The organism is Brevundimonas sp. EYE_349, assembly GCF_023147505.1.
In the GTDB taxonomy this organism is placed as follows: Bacteria; Pseudomonadota; Alphaproteobacteria; order Caulobacterales; family Caulobacteraceae; genus Brevundimonas.
The window spans coordinates 53,723-73,876 of record NZ_JAHXPB010000009.1; the positions used below are offsets into that span (position 1 = coordinate 53,723).

Genomic DNA, 20,154 nt, shown 5'->3' on the forward strand with positions numbered 1-20,154 from the left:
AAGAGGCAGCTGAACGGAGATTCCGTCAAGCCGCCTCTGGCTCAGAACCGCATCAGCCCCGCGTCGCAGCCGAGGCCAGGTCGCGGATCGTGGCGTTGGCGATGGTCAATTTGGCGAACGTCCAGCCCGAGCCGGACTGTTCGATCTCGTCCACCGAGGCGCGCACGCCCTCCACCGCCGCCTGTTTGGAGCCGATCCAGGCGTCCACGGCGCCCTCGGCCGCATCCTCGCTGACGCCGACCGACGGATCGGAGGCGCCGGCGACGGCGCGGGTCAAGGCGGCCTGTTCGTTCATCAAATCCTCGATCAGGCGACGCACGGCCAGACGGTCGAAATGATCCGCAGACGGAATGGAGCCGGCGGCGGCGCGCAGACGGTCGAAATCGAAGGCCGCACCGACCTGGTGATACAGGCGCGCCATGGCCGCGACCGGCCATCCGGCCTCCTGCGCCAGGTCGCCGATGTCGGAGGCGGCGACCAGCGGCCGCATGATGGCGATGCTGCGCACCAGATCCTCGGGCGCGCCCATGTCGGCGAAGGTCTTGACCCGCGCATCCAGCCGCCCCTGTTCGAACCGCGACAGCACCGGCGCGCCCTCGGCCTGAAGGGCGTCGGCGATGGGGCGATAGCGGTCGATCAACCCCTGGACCGAGACGCCGGTCTTGGCGCGACGGGCCATCCAGAAGGTCTGGCGACGCAAGACCACGGCGATTTCGCGATAGAGGGCGGTCTGCGCCTCGGCCGAAATCTTCAGGTCCAGGGCGGAAACGGCGTCCCACGCCTGGTCCAGGCGGAAGACCCGGCGCGCGGCCTCGAAGGCGATGATCAGGGCCGTGGTGTCGCATTCCGCCGAGCCGCGCAGGCGGTCGGGGAAGGTCGGGCCGCACATGTTGACGACCTCGTTGGACATGACGGTGGCGATGATTTCGCGCCGCAGCCGGTGGCTCTTCATCTCCGGCTCGAACCGGGCCAGAGCGTCGGGGAAGTAGCGAACGAGAATCTGTTCGAAGAACGGATCCTCGGGCGCGCTCGACGCCACGATCTCGTCGGACAACTCCAGCTTGGCGTAGGCCGTCAGGACCGCCAGTTCAGGGCGGGTCAGGGCGACCCCGGAAGCCATCATTTCCCTGACGCGGACGTCGTTGGGCAGGCCCTCGACCTTGCGATCCAGTTTGCCGCGCGCCGACAGCGCCTGCATGAACCGCTGCTGGGCGTCCAGGGCTCCGGCCCCTTCCGCCTGCTGCAGGGTCAGGGCCAGGGTCTGGTCGTAGTTATGCGCCAGAACCTTCAGCCCCACCTCGTCGGTCATCGAGGCCAGAAGCGGGGCGCGCTCTTCCATCGGCAGGACGCCGTTGGTCACGGCCGAGCCGACCAGGATCTTGATGTTGACCTCGTGGTCGGAGGTGTCGACCCCGGCAGAGTTGTCGATGGCGTCGGTGTTGATGCGGCCGCCATTCAGGCCGAACACGATCCGGCCGGCCTGGGTGAAGCCCAGGTTGGCCCCCTCGCCCACCACCTTGACCCGCAGTTCGTCACCATTGATCCGCAGGGCGTCCGTGCCCTTGTCGCCGACCTGGGCGTCGGTCTCGGCGGGCGATTTCACATAGGTGCCGATGCCGCCGAGATACAGCAGTTCCGTCGGCGCCTTCAGGATGGCGCGGATCAGGCTGATCGGGTCCAGAACATCGTCTGAAATGTCCAGGGCGGCCTTGATCTGGGGCGTCAGCTGGATCGACTTGGCCGAGCGCGAGAAGACGCCGCCCCCTTCCGAGATCAGGGCCTTGTCATAGTCCTGCCAGGACGAACGCGGCAGGTCGAACAGGCGCTTGCGCTCCGTCCATCCGGTCACATGATCCGGGTTCGGATCAATGAAGATGTCGCGGTGATCGAAGGCGGCGACCAGGCGCGTGGCCTTGGACAACAGGGCGCCGTTTCCGAAGACGTCGCCGGACATGTCGCCGACGCCGACCATGGTGAAGGGTTCGGTCTGGATGTCCTTGCCCATCTCGCGGAAGTGGCGCTTGACCGCCTCCCAGGCGCCGCGCGCGGTGATGCCCATGCCCTTGTGGTCATAGCCGACCGACCCGCCCGAGGCGAAGGCGTCGCCCAGCCAGAAGCCATAGGAGGCCGAGACGCCGTTGGCGATGTCGGAGAAGGTCGCCGTGCCCTTGTCGGCGGCGACCACCAGATAGGGATCGTCCTGCTCCCAGGCGACGACATTGGCCGGACGCACCACCGAACCATCGGCGGCGATGTTGTCGGTGATGTCCAGAAGACCGGACAGGAAGGTCCGATAGGCGCGGATGGCCTCGCCCTGGATGGCCTCGCGGTCCGTCGTGCGGGGCAGTTGCTTGGGATAGAAGCCGCCCTTGGATCCGACCGGCACGATGACGGCGTTCTTGACCTGCTGCGCCTTCACCAGCCCCAGAACCTCTGTGCGGAAGTCGTCGCGGCGGTCGGACCAGCGCAGGCCGCCGCGCGCAACGGGGCCGAAGCGCAGGTGAACGCCCTCGACATGCGGGGCCCAGACGAAGATTTCGCGGAACGGCTTGGGCAGGGGCAGGTCCTCAAGCTCGCGCGAGGCGATCTTGATGGCGATGTGCGGCTTGGGCTGACCGTCGGCGTCCAACTGGAAATAGTTGGTGCGCTTGATCGCGCCGATCAGGGCGGCGATGCGCCGCAGCGCGCGGTCGTGGTCCAGGCTCTTCACCTCCTGGAGGAGGGCGGCGATCTTGCCTTCAAGCTCGGCGACGGCCGAAGCGCGGTCGTCGGCCGATCCGCCGACGGCCGGTTCGAACTTGGCCTTGAACAGCGACAGCAGGGCGCGGGCCACGTCGGGATACTCGCGCAGCGCCTCTTCCTGCACGGTCTGGGACGGATCGAGGCCTGTCTGCTGGCGATAGTGGGCCAGGGTGCGGATCAGGGCCGCCTCGCGCCATTCGACGCCCAGTTCGACCACCAGACGATTGAAGCCGTCGCTCTCGTTGCGGCCGGTCCAGACGGCGGCGAAGGCGTCCTCGAACGGCCCCTTCACATCGTCGAAGACCAGGGCCTCGCCGCGCGGATCCTCCATCAGGAACTCATGGATGTGGATCTCGGTGTCGCCCAGCGGACGGATGGCGTTGCCATATTCCTCCAGCGTCTTCAGGCCCATGTCGGCCAGGATCGGCAGAACGTCGGACAAGGGCACGGCCGAGCCGCGACGATACAGTTTGAAGCGGAACTGCAGGCGGCTGTCGTCCGGGTTGCGGAAGGCGCGCACGGCGACGGGCTCCCCCTCCCCCGGCGCGCCGGTGTCGTTCAACCGGGTCATGAACTGCAGGTCCACCGCCGCCTCGTCGGCGTCGTAGCGGTCGCGGTAGCCCGCGCCGAAGGCCCGCGCCCATTTGGCGCTGACCGGCCCGACCGAAACCTCTTCCACCCCCGAACGGCGCAGGCCCGCCTCGAAGCGATCGACCCAACCGCGACCCGCCTCGGCCACGTCGGCCTCCAGCTGGACCGGATCGGGGACCGGGTGATCGCCGGGCGTCACGCCGATGATGTAGTGAACGCGCACCAGGGGCGCGTCGGACAGTTGCGGATACCAGGCCGAGATACGGCCGCCCCAGGCGCGGGCGACGATCTGGCCGATGCGCTCGCGCACCGCCGCGTCGAACTTCTCGCGCGGGATGAAGCACAGCACCGAAACGAAGCGGTCGAACGGATCCTGGCGCGAGAACAGGCGAATGCGCGGCCGGTCATACAGATGCAGTATGCCCAGGGCGATGGACAGCAGTTCGTCCTCGCTGATCTGGAAAAGCTCGTCGCGAGGATAGTTCTCCAGAATGTTCTTCAGGCGTTTTTCGTTGTGGCTGCCCGGCGCCTTGTCCGCGCGGGCCAGGGCGTTGGCCACCTTGCGGCGCAGCAGCGGCACCTCGGTCGCCAACTGGTCGTAGGCCTCGGACGTGAACAGGCCGACGAAGCGGGTTTCGCCCGTCGCCTTGCCGTCCGCGCCGTAACGCTTGACCCCGACGTAGTCCATGTAAGCCCGGCGATGCACGCGCGAGCGGGCGTTGGCCTTGGCCACCGTGACCGGCTCCGACAGATCCAGCTGGCGGCGCATCTGGTGCGTCAGGACCGCGGGCTCGGACGCGCGGCGCAGCACGGTGCGCTCGGGGTCCGCCAGTATGCCAAGGCCCTGGCCGGACTGGCTGAGAGGCGCCTCGGCCTCGTAGTCGCCGTTGGCGGTGCGCGGATAGTCGTAGTCGCGCGCGCCCAGGAAGACGAAATGGTCGCTCTTCAGCCATTTCAGGAAGGCGATGTTCTCGTCCAGCACCGCCTGATCGACGGCCGAGGGCGGGGTGGTCTCCAGACGCTGGACCGCTTGGCGCATCAGGCCCGTCATGGCCTCGTGGTCGGCGACGGCGGCGTGGACGTCGGCCAGGCTCTGGGCCAGGCCCTCGCCCAGGACGTCGCGACGCTCCTGCGGCACGCTGTCGATGACCAGCATGATGATCGACAGGCGACGACCGTCCAGATCGACCACCGGGTGGAACAGGGCGCGCACCGAGACGGCGGCCTCGGCCAGGGCGCCCATGACGCTGTCGACCAGGAAGGGGGCGTCCGCCTGGACGATGCGGACCAGGTCATAGTCCAGCGCCTTGCCGTCCACCCCATGCATCGGACCGACAGTGATGGCCGGGGCCGTCGCTTCGGCGCCATAGGCCCTGGCCGCCGTCCAGGACGCGGCCAGCAGGGCGGCCAGGTCCTCGCCGCCCAGTTCGGGCGTCTCGTCAGCGGCGTAATCCTCGTACGCCTGGGCCAGATAGACCTTCTCCGTCGCGCCGGGCCCGGTTCCGACGATCCGGGCGAAGGCCGCCTCCAACGCGGCCTCGGTGATCGGCTGGACGACGGGTTGGCGCAGATCGGGGGCGGTCATGGACGAGCAGTCTCGAACAACGCGGCGGGGCCGCTGGAGAAGCGGCGCGACGTGGCGCCACAACTGCTGACTAGGCCAGGACCGGTCGCGCGGGAAGCCCCTGGCGACCGATCATTGTAATGATCGGTGATAAGCTTGGAATTATTGTGCGGCGCCACAAAGCAGAAAGCCGCCGGACTGGGGGAGTCCGGCGGCCTGCGCGAGCGGCGCCTGGAGGGGAGGGGAGGGCGCCGATCTCGCTTCGCTGCGGTACGGAGGGGGGGTGTCCCGCAGCTTCGAACTGGGAGATGGGAAGGCCGTTTCGCCGTTCAAGGGCGCGCGCGCGCGATTTTTCGCGACATTTTGGCCCCGCCGCGCGGCGGCCTGAAACACGCCACGGCGCAGACAACGGATTTCAGTGTTAAGCGTTGATCGCGTTCAAAGGTGAAGCTGGAGCACCGGGTCGATATGCGTCGATTTATCATGGGGTCCATCGTCGCGGCGGTGATCGGCCTGATGCTCGCGGGCGCGGGCTATTGGGCCTATTGGAACTTCTATTCCAGGTTCCAGCCCGTCACGATCAGCCGCAATCCCGGCGAGGTGCAGAGGCTGCTGGACGAGGCGTCCTGGGTGTCGGACGGCAGCGGGGGCCAGCCGCTCTACATCGTCACCTATCGCGACAGCGCGTCCGGGCATCGCTATCTGCGTGACGAGGCGCCCAAGCTGAAGGCGGCGGGGGTAGAGACCCGGTTCATCCTGTTCGCCCGGCCCGATGCCGAGGGGACGCCGCGGTCCACCGCCGCCGAACGGGCCACGGTCGCCGAGCTTTGGCTGAGCCGGGACTGGCCGCTTTACGAACGCTGGATGGCCACCCCGTCCAGCAGTTGGACCGCCGCCGGCCTGCCCCAGGCGGACGGCAATCTGGCGCGCTCGGCCGTGGTCGAGGCCGGGCGCCGGTTCGACGAACAGCTAGGCCGGTTGCTGCGCGAGTCCGGGGTCAAGCTCAGCTATCCGCTGATCCTGTGGCGCGACAGGGACGGATTTCTGAAGGCCTGCGGCTGCGCCGACAGCCGGGCCTGGGCCTTCATCCGCGACGACGTCGGGGCCCCGGATCGACTGGGCGCGCCGAACAACGAGGCGCCAGGGCCCGACGAAGACCAGATCGCGCCGCAAGGCGCGACGTCGGCCATGCCCTATCCCGACCTGCCCGCCATTCCGCCGGTCGATGCGCCAAACCGATCGCCCGTCGCACCGCCCGCCCAGGCGCAGAACCCGACACACACGCCGACCAGGCCATCGTCCCCATCCTCACGACCCTCCCCGCGCGCGGCGCCGGCGCCGACCCAGCAGGAAGACACCACCTTCTACTGATCAGAGGGCGGCCGAGGCGGCGATCAGCCGATCCACGTCATCGGCGTCTTGATAAAGGCCGAAGCCGAACCGGATGACGTCGTCGCGGACATCGGTGACGATGCCCGCCTGTCTCAGGGCCGTGCACCAGGCGGGGGCGTCGGAATGCCGCAATGCCAGGAAACGGGCGCGTGGCGCCAGGCCCTCGACCGGATTGAGGATTTCAGCCTCGGACAGCGGCCCAGCGCGTCCCGCGATCACCGCCGACTGGAACCGGGCGGCCAGGCCGCGGGCGTGGGCGGCGACGGCGGCGGTGTCCAGACCTTCGGCGGCCAACATCCGTCGCGCCGCATTGAAGCGGTACAGCGCCGAACAGTCGAAGGTCGCGCCCCAGAACCGGCCGCCGTCGCTGCGGTACTGGACCCCGCCGGGTGGTCCGCTCAGATCGCCGAACTCCGCGAACCAGCCCGTGACGACCGGCCGGGGGCAGAAGCCTGGCGGGGCGTGCAGGAAACAGGCGCCCTCGCCCGCCATGGCGTATTTATAGCCGCCCGCGACGTAGAAGACCTGGTCCGCCACCGCCGAAAGATCGGTCGGGGTCGCCATGAAACCATGGTAGCCGTCGACCAGAACCCACGGACCTTCAGGTCGGGCCAGGGCGGCGAGATCCCCGATCCGGTCGAACAGACCGCCAGTGCGGAAGAAGACCTGGCTGACTACGATCCAGTCGTAGGCGCCCGTCTGGGCCTCGGCGACGAAACGGTCGGCGAAGGTGTCGAAGGGCGCCAGCGGCGCCCGCGTCACCACCGCCGCTCCGACCTCTTCCCACCGATCCGCCTGACGCCGGAAGGAGTGGAACTCGCCGTCGGTTGACAGGATACGCACCGGCGCCCGCTCCACGCCCGAAAACAGGCGCAGCAGGAACTCATGGGTATTGGAGGAGAAGACGACGCTGTCGGGCGAGGGCAGGTTCAACTCGGCGGCGACGTGGGCCTGGGCCTCGGGGATCACCCGGCCGAACACCAGGTCCCACTTGTGATCCGCGTGCCGATTGGCGTCGAGCCACGCCTGCTGCTGGGCCTCGAAACTGGCGTCGGGCCACAGATGATGGCTGTGCGCCGCGAAATGCAGCCGATCCGGCGCCGCCGACAGGGCGCGGGAGAAGAGGGATTTGTAAGCCATCCCTCCTCTTTACCGACCAAACCGGCCTGTCACCAAGCGCTCAAGCCGTGACCCACGGCACGCGCGATCAGACCAGCGCGCCGTGGCAGTGTTTGAACTTGCGGCCAGACCCGCAGGGGCAGGGCGAGTTGCGGCCGGTCATTTCCCAGCCTGGCGGCAGCATTTCGACCGGCAGTCTGGCCCGGTCGTCGCCGATCAGGTTTTCTTCCGGGTTCTGGGCCGAGGGATTGGCCATCTCGTTCTCGCCGGTGCCGGGGTTCAGGTGGATTTCTTGGAACTCGGGCAGTTCGGGCGGGGCCTGGAAACGGAACTCGACCGTCATCAGCCAGCGCGTGACGTTGTGGCGCAGGTCATAGAGCAGGTTCTCGAACAACGAGAAGGCTTCGGTCTTGTATTCGTTGAGCGGGTCGCGCTGGCCATAGCCACGCAGGCCGATAACGCCGCGCAGGTGGTCCAGATGGACCAGATGCTCGCGCCATTGCATGTCGATCATCTGCAGCATGAACTGCTTTTCCAGACCGCGCGTCTGTTCCGCGCCGATCTGCTCCAGACGTTCGGCGGCGCGGGCGTCGGCGGCGGCCAGAAGCCGCTCCTCGATCTCCTCATTCGAAACGCCTTCCTCGGCGGCCCAGTCGTGCAGCGGCAGCTCCAGACCCAGGGTCGAGCGGACCTTCTCGTCCAGGCCGTCGATGTCCCACTGTTCGGCATAGGCCTTGGGCGGCATGTAACGTTCGACCAGGTCGGAGACCACGTCGCGGCGGAAGTCGCCGACCAGTTCCGACAGGTCCTCGGAGTCCATGAACTCCTGACGCTGCTCGAACACCGCCTTGCGCTGATCGTTTACGACGTCGTCGTATTTCAGCAGGTTCTTGCGGATGTCGTAGTTGCGGGTTTCGACGCGCTTCTGGGCGGTCTCGATGGCGCGGTTCAGCCAGGGATGGGTGATGGCCTCGCCCTCCGCCACGCCGAAGGTCTTCATGATCGAGTCCAGACGGTCGCCGGCGAAGATGCGCAGCAGATCGTCCTCGCAGGACAGGTAGAATTTCGACACGCCGGGGTCGCCCTGACGGCCGGTGCGGCCGCGCAGCTGATTGTCGATACGGCGGCTTTCGTGGCGCTCGGTGCCCAGAACGAACAGGCCGCCGGCGGCCAGGGCGCGGTCCTTCTGCACCGCGATCTCGGCCTTGAACTCGGCCTCCTTGGCGGCTTCCATCTCGTGGGTCACTTCGACAGCCATGTTGCGCTGTTCCAGCATCCACTTCTGCATCTTCATCTCGAGGTTGCCCCCGAGCTGGATGTCGGTGCCGCGGCCGGCCATGTTGGTGGCGATGGTCACCGCGCCCGGCAGACCGGCGTCGGCGACGATATAGGCTTCCTGTTCGTGCTGGCGCGCGTTCAGGACGCTGTGCGGAATGCCGCGCAGCCGGGTCTCGTAGGTGATGTCATAGGCGGCGTCGCCGATCTTCTCGGCTTCCTTGGTCTTGCCCGCGTAGTCCTTCTTCAAGGTGCGAGAGACTTCGACCTTGTGCTCGTAGCGGTTCAGCAGCTCCGACAGCTGTTCCGAACGCTCGATGGACACGGTGCCGACCAGGATCGGCTGGCCGGCCAAGTGGCACTCGGCGATCTGGCGGGCGATGGCCTGGTTCTTTTCGGCGTGGGTGCGATAGACCTCGTCGTCGAAGTCCTTGCGCTGGATCGGGCGGTTGGTCGGCACCTCCAGCACGTCCATCTTGTAGATGTCGCCGAACTCCTGGGCCTCGGTCGCGGCCGTGCCGGTCATGCCCGACAGCTTTTCGTACAGGCGGAAGTAGTTCTGGATCGTCACCGAGGCCAGGGTCTGGTTCTCGGGCTGGATCTTGACGTCCTCCTTGGCCTCTATGGCCTGGTGCAGACCTTCGGACAGGCGACGGCCGGTCATCATACGACCGGTGAATTCGTCGATCAGGACGATCTCGCCGCCCTTGATGATATAGTCCTTGTCGCGCTGATACAGGGTGTTGGCGCGCAGGGCCTGGTTGGCGTGGTGAACCAGGGTGATGTTCGCCGCGTCATAGAGGCCGGTGGTGTCCTCGGCGAAGTGGCCGCCCTGCTCCAGCGCCTCCTCCATCCGCTCGGACCCCAGTTCGGTCAGCAGAACCTGCTTCTGCTTCTCGTCCAGCTCATAGGCATCCTTGTCCTTGATCAGCTCTTTGATCAGGCCGTCCAGCACCTTGTAGAGATCCGAGCGGTCCTCGGTCGGCCCCGAGATGATCAGGGGCGTGCGCGCCTCGTCGATCAGGATGGAGTCGACCTCGTCGACGATGGCGAAGTTGTGCGGACGCTGCACCATCTCGCGACGGTCATAGACCAGGTTGTCGCGCAGATAGTCGAAGCCGAATTCGTTGTTGGTGCCGTAGGTGACGTCGGCGTTGTAGGCCTGCTGGCGCTGGCCTTGGCTCAGGCCGTTGACGATCACCCCGACCTCCAGCCCCAGGAAGCGATAGACCTTGCCCATCGTCTCGGCGTCGCGGCGCGCCAGATAGTCGTTCACTGTGATGACGTGCACGCCCTTGCCGGTCAGGGCGTTCAGATAGACCGGCGCCACGGCGACCAGGGTCTTGCCTTCGCCGGTCCGCATCTCGGCGATGCCGCCTTCGTTCAGGATCATGCCGCCCGCCAGCTGCACATCGTACTGACGCTGACCCAGCACACGCTTGGAGGCCTCGCGCACCACGGCGAAGGCTTCAGGCAGAATCTTCTCCAGCGTCTCGCCGTTCGCCAGACGATCCTTGAAGGCGTCGGTCATCATCCGCAGTTCGTCGTCGGACAGGGCCGCGAACTTGGGCTCCAGCGCATTGATGCGCTGGGCGTGGTCCTGGAAGGACTTGACCTTGCGGTCGTTGGAAGAGCCGAAAAATTTCTTGGCGAAGCCGAGCATGATGGGTCCGGTAGCGGTCGAGCGTCTGCGAGCTGAGCGGCTCTGAAATCCCGTGAGGGCGGCGATAGGGACGCCGCGAGAGAGGCCCGGACCGATGACGGCCGCGGCGCGCCGGAACCGGGCGCGCGCGAAGGGCCGCGCAGACGATCAAAACCCCTCGACTTGGGCGCAGGGCGGACTTAAGCACCGGCCTAACCCCTGTCAACGCGAGGGGCTTTAGGCCGCCTTCGACGGAGCGCCCCCTTGAACCCATTCCGGCGACCCTCACACCTGCGAAAAATCCCGGTCCTGGCGGTGCTTCTGGCCGCCGGTCTGGCGATGGCGGCCTGTTCGCGCGGCGGGGGCGATCGTCCGCCCGAGCCGGGCGACCGGGCGGTGGCGACGGTGCAGGACCGGACCATCTGGGCCTCGGACGTCAAGCGCGAGGCGGTGGCGCAAGGGTTGATCGGCGAGGGCGAGCCGCTGGACATCACCTCGGACCTGTTCCGCCGCGTGCTGGACGAGGTGATCGACCAGAAGCTGCTGGCCGGCGAGGCGCAGCGGCGCAGACTGGATTCCTCGCCCCTGGCCCAGCGCCGGCTGGAGGCGACGCGCGAACGCATCCTCGGCGACATGCTGGTGGAGAGCGTGGTCGACAAGGCCGTGTCCGACCAGGCGGTGCAGACGCTCTACAACGAACAGCTTCGGCTGGCCAAGAACGCCGAGGAGATCCGCGTGCGGCTGATCCTGTCGCGCACCAAGGCCGACGCCGACGCGGTGATCGGCATCCTGGGCCAGGGCGCCGGGTTCGAGGCGGTGGCCATGGAACGCTCGATCGACGAAGCGACGCGGTTCTCGGGCGGCGACCTGGGCTATTCGACGCCGGACGTGATGCCCCAGGCCTATGCCGACGCCCTGCGCGACAAGCCGGCGGGCGCCCTGGTCGGGCCGTTCCAGACCGAAGGCGGATGGGCGGTGCTGCGGGTCGAGGACCGGCGCAAGGAGACGCCGCCCACCCTGGAGCAGGCCCGGCCGCAGATCGTGCGCTATCTGACCTACGAGGGCGTGCGCCAGTTGCTGGAACAGCTTCGCGGCAAGGCCAAGGTCGATGTCCGCCTGCCCGGTCAGCCGACGCCGCCCGCTCATCCCACCTCCGCCGCGCCCGCCCAACCTTGAGAACCGGCTGCCGACCATGACCAAGCCCCCCTCCACGACCGGCCAGAAGATCGAGCATGCGCTGGAAAAGGCGCTGGACCCCTTCGCCACGGCGCTGAAGCGTGCGACGCGCGCGCCGGGATCGGAACCTGCACCGACGACGCAAGCGCCCGCCGCCGCCGGCAAGCCCGGCCTGGCGCTCTCGCCGCTGGCCGTGCCCTTCCCGACCATTCCGCCCATCGGCGGGGTGGAGATCGCCACCGCCCGCGCGGGTTTCTACAAGCACGAGCGCGACGATCTGGTCGTGTTCCGCTTTGCGCGCGGAACCAGCTGCGCCGGGGTCTTCACTCGCCACAAGATCGGCTCGGCGCCGGTCGACTGGTGCAAGAAACAGCTGGGATCGGCCGAGGGCGGCAAGGATGTGCGCGCCCTGGTCGTCAACGCCGGTTGCGCCAACGCCTTCACGGGCAAGGCGGGCGCCGATGCGGCGCGGCGCACGGCCTCCGAGGTCGCCAAACGCTTCGGATGCCGTCAGCGCGACGTCATGCTGGCCTCGACCGGCGTGATCGGCGTGGTGTTGGACGAAAAGAAGATCATCGCCAAACTGCCCGAGATCGAAAACGGGCTGGACGCGGACGCCTGGGCCAGGGCTGGCCGCGGCATCATGACCACCGACACCTTCCCCAAGGGTTCCTACGCCGAGGCAGAGATCGAGGGCTACAAGGTCCGTATCGCCGGGATCGCCAAGGGGTCGGGCATGATCGCGCCGGACATGGCGACCATGCTGGCCTTCATCGTCACCGACGCCGACATCCATCCCAATGTGCTGCAGGCGCTGCTGGGCCTGCATGTGCGCACCACCTTCAACTCGGTGACGGTGGACGGCGACACTTCGACCAATGACACGGCCTTGCTGTTCGCCACCGGCACATCGGGCGCGCCGCGCATCGGGCGGGTCGGGGATCGCCGCCTTAAGAGCTTCTCGGCCGCGCTGGACAGGGTGATGCTGGATCTGGCGCACCAGCTGGTGCGCGACGGCGAGGGGGCGACCAAGTTCGTCAAGGTGACGGTGGACGGCGCCGCCAGCCCGGCATCAGCACGAAAGCTGGCCAAGTCCATCGCCGACAGCCCCCTGGTCAAGACCGCCATCGCCGGTCAGGACGCCAACTGGGGCCGGGTCGTCATGGCCGTGGGCAAGACCGAAGAGCCGGTCGACCGCGACCATCTGGCCATTTGGTTCGGCCCACACGAAGCCGCCGTCGACGGGGCGCCGTCCCCGACCTATGACGAGGCTAAGATGACCGCCTATATGGAGAACCCCGAGATCGACATCACCGTCGACGTGGGTTCGGGCCGGGCGTCGGCGACCGTGTGGACCTGCGACCTGACCAAGGGCTACATTGAGATCAACGGCGATTATCGCTCGTGACCGAAACCTCCCTTCCTATCGTCCTGGTCGTCGCCGTCGCCCTGATCGACGTCGATGGGCGGGTGCTGATCGCCAAACGGCCCGAAGGCAAGAAACTGGCTGGCCTTTGGGAGTTTCCGGGCGGCAAGGTCGAGCCGGGCGAAAGGCCCGAACAGGCGCTGATCCGTGAGTTGAAGGAAGAGCTGGGCATCGAGGTCAGCGAAAACTGTCTGTCCCCGTTCGTTTTCGCCAGCCACGCTTACGATTCGTTTCACCTGTTGATGCCATTGTACCTGTGCCGACGATGGGACGGCGTGGTCACGGCGCGTGAACACGACGGTCTGGCCTGGGTGAAGCCGAATGCGCTTTCGGACTATCCCATGCCGCCGGCGGACGAGCCCCTGGTCGCCTGGCTGCGCGACCTGTTGTAACCATCGCCGACCAGGGAGGCTGGCCATGCGACGTCTTATCGGCCGGTTTCTGCGCGACGACAGCGGCGCCACCGCCATTGAATACGGCCTGATCTGCGGGCTGATCTTCGTGGCCTTGATGGGTTCGATCGGACTGATGATGAACATCGACGACGGCCTTCTGGCCGTGACCTTCGCCAAGCTGAGCGCCGCGCTCGGCGGTTAGTTCGGTTCCTCGCCCGTCATTTCCCGAACGCCCAAGGCATCGGCGAGCCGCGTCTTGGCCGAGCCGCGCGGCAGGGGCTTCTGCTGGCTTTCGTGCGGTTTCCAGCCGGCCAGGTGGATGATCTCGAACGTCGCGGGAATGCGGCCGTCCTCAAGGCCGTAGCGTTCGGCGTAGAGGGCCGCCGCGCGGGCGACGATGCGACGGTTCAGCGGACGCACCATCCCCTGCAGCACATTGGTCTCGCCCATGGCGCGAAGATCGCGAACCAGAGCGAACAGATCGCGGTAGCGGACCGTGAACCGATCCACGTCGGAAACGGGCAGGGCGAAACCGGCCCGCTGCAGCAGGGCCGCCCCGTCATAGCCGTCGGCGAAGGGCGAGACCCGCGCCTGGGCGCCGCCACGCTCGGCCAGTTCCGCCTCGGTCAGGACGCCCCGCAGCTCCTTCAGCGTCCCCGCCCCGAAAAGCGTCCCGATGAACAGGCCGTCCGGCTTCAGGGCGCGCCTGATCTGGGCCAGGGCGCCGGGCAGGTCGTTGGCCCAATGCAGGGTGAGGAGGGAGACGATCAGATCGGTCGAGTCTGCGTCCAGAGGCAGGGCTTGGGCGCCGGGCGCCGCCCGCTGCGCGAGATCCAGGGTCGCAATGACGGGGCCGACCCTTCCAGCCGCGTCGCTGGCGCGCACCGCTTGATCGAACACGCCGGGATGGGCGGACAGATCGACCGCGACGGGAAAATCGCGCAGTATTGCTTCCAGGCTCTCGGCGGCGTTCTCGGCTGCGCGGACATGCAGGAAGTCGGCCTGGTCGAAGCGGCCGGCCGAGCGCGTCAAGCGGTCCTGGCGGCGCTTGGCGTCGAAGATGCGCGGGGGGGCTTCGGAAGGAGAGTAGGGGACGGTCATGACGTTGCAGGATGGGGGCTGGCGGCGCGCCTGGGAAGGGGCGGGACGACGGTTGCGGACGAACAGTGTCGGTTGGGGACGGGCGCTGGCCGATCTGATCCTGCCGCCGATGGCCCATGACAGCCGCGAAGCGACGGCCGCCGCCGGCCTGACGCCCGACGCCTGGAGCCGGATCAGGTTTTTGGAGGCGCCGGTGTGCGACGGCTGCGGGGCCGCGTTCGACTATGACGGCGGCGCCTTCGCCGAGTCTCGTTGTGCGGCCTGCATCGCCCAGCCCTATGCCTTCGAACGGGCGCGGGCCGCGTGTCTGTACGACGAGGCGTCGCGCGGCCTGATCCTGCGCTACAAGCACGGAGACCAGCAGCAGTTCGCGCCGTTGTTCGCCCGCTGGATCGGCCGGGCGTCGGCAGAACTGGTCGAGGCGGCGGACGCCGTCGTTCCGGTGCCGCTGCATCGACTCCGGCTGCTGTCGCGCCGGTTCAATCAGGCGGCCGAGATCGCCCGGCCCCTCGCCCGCAGCGCAGGGCGCGACTATTTGCCCGACGCCCTCGTTCGAACGGTCCACACCACCAGCCAGGGGGGAAAGAGCCGACGCGGGCGGCGGATGAACGTGAAGACGGCCTTCGTCGTGACCGAGGCGGGGCGGAGGCGCGTCCGGGGGCGACGCATCCTTCTGATCGACGATGTGTTGACCACGGGCGCCACCGCCGAGGCCTGCGCGCGCGCCCTGCTGGACGCCGGAGCGCGCGCTGTGGACCTGGCGGTCGTGGCCCGGGTGCGAAACGCCCGCGAAATCGTTATGTAGGCCCCAAGGCTCGCCTTGCCCTCAGTTCTGGAGATTTAGATTTTGGCCGACGTCGTCATCTACACCAAGCCCGGTTGCCCCTACTGCTTCAGCGCCATGTCGCTGCTGAAGAAGAAGGGCGCGGACTATACCGAGATCGTCGCTTCCAACGATCCTGCCAAAAAGGCCGAGATGGTCGAAAAATCTGGAGGTCGCATGACCTTCCCGCAGATCTTCATCGACGGCCGGCACGTCGGCGGGTCCGACGACATCCACGCGCTGGACCGCGACGGCAAGTTGGACGCCCTGCTGGCCGCCTGACGTCATGAGCGGGGGGATCGACATCGCCCTGGTTCAGACCCGCACCCCGGCGACGGCGGCGGCGGGGCTGGCCCATGTCGAACCCCTGATCCGCGAGGCGGCGTCAGGTGGCGCGCGCTTCGTCCTGACGCCCGAGGGCGCCAATCTGCTGGAGCAGCGTCGCGACCGGCGCGACGCGGCCATAACCGATGAGGACCGGGACGCAGCGGTTCTGGGCCTGCGCCGTCTGGCGGCGGAACTGGGCGTCTGGCTGCTGATCGGATCGGCCATCGTGCGGTCCGGCGGTGTCGGGGATGCGCGGGCGGCCAATCGCTCTATGCTGGTCGACCCCTCGGGCGCGATCACCGCGCGCTATGACAAGCTTCACGTCTTCGACGTCGATCTGCCGAACGGCGAACGGTATCGCGAAAGCGCGGCCGTGCGGCCCGGCGATGCAGCGGCGGTCGCGGATACGCCCTGGGGTCGGCTGGGGCTGACCATCTGCTACGACATCCGCTTTCCCCATCTGCATCGCGAGCTGGCCAAGGCGGGCGCGTCGATGATCGCGGTCCCCGCCGCCTTCACCGCCCCGACCGGCGAGGCGCATTGGGAGACGCTGCTGCGCGCCCGCGCCATCGAAACCGGCGCCTATGTGCTGGCGCCCGCACAGGGCGGGCTGCACGAGGACGGCCGGCGGACATGGGGCCGTTCGACCGTCGTCGGGCCGTGGGGCGAGGTGATCGCCAGGGCTGACCACGACGACCCTTGCATCGTGCGGGCGAAACTGGACATGGAGGCCGTGGCGCGCGCCCGCGCCGCCATACCCGCCCTGACCCACGACCGCGACTTCCTGCCGCCCGCCTGATCCGTCCATGATCCGATACGCCCTGAAATGCGACCACGACCACGGGTTCGAGGCCTGGTTCGGCTCGTCGTCCGACTATGACGACCAGGCGGCGCGCGGCCTGGTCGAATGCCCGTTCTGCGGCTCGCGCGGGGTCGAGAAGGCGGTCATGTCGCCCTCGATCAGCGGAACGAAGCGCGCGGACGCCGCGCCGGACCCGGCGGCGCCCGAAATCATGCGCAAGATGCAGACCATGATGATGGAGGCGGCGCGCGAGGTTCGCGCCCATGTCGAGGCGAACTTCGACTATGTCGGCGACGCCTTCGCCCGCGAGGCGCGCGACATCCACGAAGGCCGCTCCGAAAAGCGAGAAATCTACGGCGAGGCCACGCCCGCCGACGTCAGGAAGCTGAAGGACGACGGCGTCCCCGTCTCGGCCCTGCCCGAAGCCCCGCCCGATCCGACCAAGGTGAACTGAGTCGCCCTTGGGGGAGGATGACTACAGGGAGTTCGCGCCGCCCAAGGCCCTCCGTCCCTGGCTGGAAGACGGGCGGCGCCGTGAGAGGTGGAGCCTGGATCACGACGTCCGCGCCGCGGTCGAGGCGGGAGAGGCGGAACGACGAACACTCGTTCGGGACGCGCGCGAACGGCAGGCGCTGCAACGGCGTTTCGCGGACAGGGTCGGGGCGCCGCCGCGTCTGGTCGCGGCCGCGTCGTTTTCGAGCAGGCCGCCGACGACGACTTTCCCAAACGCCTCGTCTATGAACGGGACGGCGAGACCCTGAACGCTTGTATCGAAGGCGTGATGGACGGGCAGGAAAGGATCATTCGATGGCGCTCCCACAAGTCGGAGTTGAACGCGCGCTGCCCAGCACCGAAAGCGGGCTGAACTGGCGGCCCATGCGGCCGGACGACATCCCGGCTGTGGTCGATGTGGCGCGGCTGTCGTTTCCCGATCATTTCGAGGATCGGGCCTGTTTCGAGAACCGTCTGGCGCTTTATCCGCGCGGATGTTTCGTGCTGGCGGACGGAGACGGGCCGGCGCGCGGCTATCTGATCGCCTATCCGTGGAAGGCCGACAGCGCCCCGCCGTTGAATACGGTGATCGAGGGCCTGCCGGCCGATCCGACCCTGATCTATCTCCACGACCTGGCGCTTCATCCCGAGGCGAGGGGCGGGGGCGTCACCGGCGCCATTGTTGAACGGCTGGCAGAACAGGCGACAGAGGACGGCTGGCCCATGATCGCCCTGGTGGCGGTCAATGACGCGGTGGGCTTCTGGTCCCGGCATGGGTTCGTCGAACAGTCCGCCGAAGCCATGGCGGCCAAGCTGGCCAGCTATGGCCCGGACGCCCGCTATATGCTCAGGCCGCTTTAAGGCCGGTTCAGCGCCGTCTGTCCGCCGGCGCGTACGAAGGCCAGGCGTTGGGACCGGGGTATGGCGTTGGACGCCCGGCGGCGCATTTCCCGCTCGCAAACGCGCGGGTCGCCCACGGAATCCGGCGTCAGGAAGGCGCGGTGCGCGGCGCACCAGTCGCGACTGGCGGCCTGGATGCGGCCCGCCAGGATCATCGGATCGCCTGGCCGGGCCATGTCCAGCCCGTGCGCCTCGACCCGCATGTCCGGCGCGGGGTCGCCCAGCAAGGCGCCAACCAGCATCAGTCCCAGCATCGCGGTCATCGTCGTCATCTCCTGCATCGGCACGACCTGGCTTCAGGTCCGTTGCTGGAAGGAGGCGACGTCAGACGGCGGCGGATGCGGCCAAGCGGATGAAATATCGGTAAGCTTGGAAACAACGCCGCGAACGCCCGCTCTGGCGTTTCACCGCTCTTGCCTGTAAGAGGCGCGCGAAACTTTCTCCCCCCAATGCCTGCATCCCTTGCAGCGGCGCGGATCCTCCGCGACCGAACACAGTCCGGCCGAGCCCTTCATGAACCTGCGCAACGTCGCCATCATCGCCCACGTTGACCACGGCAAAACGACCCTGGTTGACCAACTCCTCGCGCAGTCCGGCGTGTTCCGAGCCAATGAGGCGACGACCGAGCGCGCCATGGACTCCAACGATCAGGAGAAGGAACGCGGCATCACCATCCTGGCCAAGTGCACCTCGGTGCTCTGGAACGGCAAGGCCGGCGAAACCCGTATCAACATCATCGACACCCCCGGCCACGCCGACTTCGGCGGCGAGGTCGAGCGTATCCTGGGCATGGTGGACGGCTGCGTCATCCTGGTCGACGCCGAAGAGGGCGTCATGCCCCAGACCAAGTTCGTGCTGACCAAGGCCCTGAAGATGGGCCTGCGTCCGATCCTGTGCATCAACAAGGTCGACCGCGCCCACGCCGATCCGGACCGCGTCCACAACGAGACCTTCGACCTGTTCGCCGCGATCGGCGCGACGGACGAGCAGCTGGACTTCCCGCACATCTACGCCTCGGGCCGCAACGGCTGGGCGACGCTGGATCTGAACCAGCCCAACGACAACCTGGCCCCGTTGTTCGACCTGATCGTCGACCACGTGCCGCCGCCCGCCGTCCAGGCCAACAAGGACAAGCCGTTCCGCATGCTGGACGTGCTGATCGAAAGCGATCCCTTCCTGGGCCGCCTGCTGACCGGCCGTATCGAGAGCGGCAAGGCCGTTCCCGGCATGGCGATCCACGCCCTGGATCGCGACGGCAAGGAGATCGAGCGCGGCCGCATCACCAAGGTCCTGGCCTTCCGCGGCCTGAAGCGCCAGCCGCTGGACGAGGGTTCGGAAGCGGGCGATATCGTCGCCATCGCCGGCATGTCCAAGGCCACCGTCGCCGACACCCTGTGCGCCATGGAAGTGACCGAGCCGCTGGACGCCCAGCCCATCGACCCGCCGACCATCTCCATGACCGTCTCGGTCAACGACAGCCCGCTGGCCGGCCGCGAAGGCGACAAGGTCCAGTCGCGCGTCATCCGCGACCGCCTGCTGAAGGAGGCCGAGGCCAATGTCGCCATCCGCGTCACCACGACCGAAGGCGGCGACGCCTATGAGGTCGCCGGCCGCGGCGAACTGCAACTGGGCGTTCTGATCGAGAACATGCGTCGCGAGGGCTTCGAGGTCTCGATCTCGCGTCCGCGCGTGGTGTTCCAGACCGGCGAGAACGGCGAGAAGCTGGAGCCGATCGAAGACGTCATGATCGACGTGGACGACGAATTCTCTGGCATCGTCATCGAGAAGCTGTCGGCCCGTAAGGCGGAAATGACCGACATGGGTCCGTCGGGCGCCGGCAAGACCCGCATCCAACTGAAGGCGCCGTCGCGTTCGCTGATCGGCTACCAGGGCGAGTTCCTGACCGACACGCGTGGTTCGGGCGTGCTGAACCGCGTGTTCAGCCACTACGAGCCGCACAAGGGCGCCATCGCCGGCCGTCTGAAGGGCGTGCTGATCTCGAACTCGGACGGTGAAACGGCGGCCTTCGCCCTGTGGAACCTGGAAGATCGCGGCGTCATGTTCGTCGGCGCCGGTGAAAAGACCTATCAGGGCATGATCATCGGCGAGAACGCGCGCTGGGACGACCTGGACGTCAACCCGATCAAGGGCAAGCAACTGACCAACGTCCGCGCCGCCGGCAAGGACGAGGCCGTTCGCCTGACCCCGCCGCGCCAGATGTCCCTGGAACAGGCCATCGCCTACATCGACGACGACGAACTGGTCGAGGTGACGCCCAAGTCGATCCGCCTGCGCAAGCAGATCCTGAACCCGTCGTTCCGCAAGAAGCGCGTTCGCCCGGAATAATCGCCGACTGACGCGGCGGGGGTTTGAGGCCTATATCGGCG

At 67.7% G+C, this 20,154-nt stretch carries 16 protein-coding genes; 11 read left to right on the forward strand and 5 right to left on the reverse strand.

The window, feature by feature from the left end:
- Window positions 1-52: 52 nt before the first annotated feature.
- The gene (locus KZX42_RS15040) at window positions 53-4,918 is read right to left on the reverse strand and encodes an NAD-glutamate dehydrogenase (RefSeq protein WP_248120621.1); all 4,866 of its coding nucleotides are present in this window, start codon (window positions 4,916-4,918) and stop codon (window positions 53-55) included.
- A 447-nt stretch (window positions 4,919-5,365) separates the two neighbouring features.
- On the opposite strand from KZX42_RS15040, the gene KZX42_RS15045 reads away from it, so the two are divergent.
- Window positions 5,366-6,268 carry a hypothetical protein gene (locus KZX42_RS15045; protein WP_248120623.1) on the forward strand — a complete coding sequence of 301 codons (903 nt, stop codon included), beginning with the start codon at window positions 5,366-5,368 and terminating at the stop codon, window positions 6,266-6,268.
- Here the strand turns inward: KZX42_RS15045 and KZX42_RS15050 are convergent, their stop codons facing one another.
- Both KZX42_RS15050 and secA read right to left on the reverse strand, forming a co-directional pair.
- Window positions 6,269-7,429: an aminotransferase class V-fold PLP-dependent enzyme gene (locus KZX42_RS15050; RefSeq protein ID WP_248120625.1), complete on the reverse strand. Its 1,161-nt coding sequence runs from the start codon at window positions 7,427-7,429 to the stop codon at window positions 6,269-6,271. It lies immediately after the preceding gene.
- A 67-nt stretch (window positions 7,430-7,496) separates the two neighbouring features.
- Window positions 7,497-10,346, reverse strand: a complete 2,850-nt coding sequence (gene secA / locus KZX42_RS15055) for a preprotein translocase subunit SecA (protein WP_248120626.1) — start codon at window positions 10,344-10,346, stop codon at window positions 7,497-7,499.
- Window positions 10,347-10,664: 318 nt separating this feature from the next.
- Between secA and KZX42_RS15060 the strand changes: the two genes are divergently transcribed.
- The 4 genes from KZX42_RS15060 to KZX42_RS15075 are packed head-to-tail and all read left to right on the forward strand — an operon-like array spanning window position 10,665 to window position 13,524.
- Complete coding sequence (locus tag KZX42_RS15060) at window positions 10,665-11,501, forward strand: peptidylprolyl isomerase (RefSeq protein ID WP_248120768.1); 837 nt, start codon at window positions 10,665-10,667, stop codon at window positions 11,499-11,501.
- A gap of 16 nt (window positions 11,502-11,517) precedes the next feature.
- Window positions 11,518-12,909, forward strand: a complete 1,392-nt coding sequence (argJ, locus tag KZX42_RS15065; protein ID WP_248120628.1) for a bifunctional glutamate N-acetyltransferase/amino-acid acetyltransferase ArgJ — start codon at window positions 11,518-11,520, stop codon at window positions 12,907-12,909.
- Window positions 12,906-13,319: a (deoxy)nucleoside triphosphate pyrophosphohydrolase gene (locus KZX42_RS15070; RefSeq protein WP_248120630.1), complete on the forward strand. Its 414-nt coding sequence runs from the start codon at window positions 12,906-12,908 to the stop codon at window positions 13,317-13,319. The genes argJ and KZX42_RS15070 overlap by 4 nt, the downstream gene beginning before the upstream one ends.
- A gap of 25 nt (window positions 13,320-13,344) precedes the next feature.
- A complete protein-coding gene (locus KZX42_RS15075) occupies window positions 13,345-13,524 on the forward strand; it encodes a Flp family type IVb pilin (protein WP_248120632.1) in 180 nt (59 codons plus the stop codon).
- Here the strand turns inward: KZX42_RS15075 and KZX42_RS15080 are convergent.
- Window positions 13,521-14,423: a methyltransferase domain-containing protein gene (locus KZX42_RS15080; RefSeq protein WP_248120634.1), complete on the reverse strand. Its 903-nt coding sequence runs from the start codon at window positions 14,421-14,423 to the stop codon at window positions 13,521-13,523. The genes KZX42_RS15075 and KZX42_RS15080 overlap by 4 nt on opposite strands.
- Here KZX42_RS15080 and KZX42_RS15085 point away from each other — a divergent pair.
- The 5 genes from KZX42_RS15085 (at window position 14,422) to KZX42_RS15105 (ending at window position 17,728) form a co-directional block, all read left to right on the forward strand.
- On the forward strand, window positions 14,422-15,228 hold the full coding sequence (locus tag KZX42_RS15085; protein WP_248120636.1) for a ComF family protein: 807 nt from the start codon (window positions 14,422-14,424) through the stop codon (window positions 15,226-15,228). The two genes, KZX42_RS15080 and KZX42_RS15085, sit on opposite strands and share 2 nt — an antisense overlap.
- 42 nt (window positions 15,229-15,270) lie before the next feature.
- Entirely contained in the window at window positions 15,271-15,528 is a 258-nt protein-coding gene (gene grxC / locus KZX42_RS15090; RefSeq protein WP_248120638.1) for a glutaredoxin 3, read from the forward strand.
- 4 nt (window positions 15,529-15,532) lie between these two features.
- A complete protein-coding gene (locus tag KZX42_RS15095; protein ID WP_248120640.1) occupies window positions 15,533-16,372 on the forward strand; it encodes a carbon-nitrogen hydrolase family protein in 840 nt (279 codons plus the stop codon).
- 7 nt (window positions 16,373-16,379) lie between these two features.
- A complete protein-coding gene (locus KZX42_RS15100) occupies window positions 16,380-16,829 on the forward strand; it encodes a DUF1178 family protein (RefSeq protein ID WP_248120641.1) in 450 nt (149 codons plus the stop codon).
- A gap of 353 nt (window positions 16,830-17,182) precedes the next feature.
- The gene (locus KZX42_RS15105) at window positions 17,183-17,728 is read left to right on the forward strand and encodes a GNAT family N-acetyltransferase (RefSeq protein ID WP_248120643.1); all 546 of its coding nucleotides are present in this window, start codon (window positions 17,183-17,185) and stop codon (window positions 17,726-17,728) included.
- Here the strand turns inward: KZX42_RS15105 and KZX42_RS15110 are convergent.
- On the reverse strand, window positions 17,725-18,030 hold the full coding sequence (locus KZX42_RS15110; protein WP_248120645.1) for a UrcA family protein: 306 nt from the start codon (window positions 18,028-18,030) through the stop codon (window positions 17,725-17,727). The genes KZX42_RS15105 and KZX42_RS15110 overlap by 4 nt on opposite strands.
- 250 nt (window positions 18,031-18,280) lie before the next feature.
- On the opposite strand from KZX42_RS15110, the gene typA reads away from it, so the two are divergent.
- A complete protein-coding gene (gene typA, locus KZX42_RS15115) occupies window positions 18,281-20,113 on the forward strand; it encodes a translational GTPase TypA (protein WP_248120647.1) in 1,833 nt (610 codons plus the stop codon).
- The last annotated feature ends 41 nt before the right edge of the window (window positions 20,114-20,154 follow it).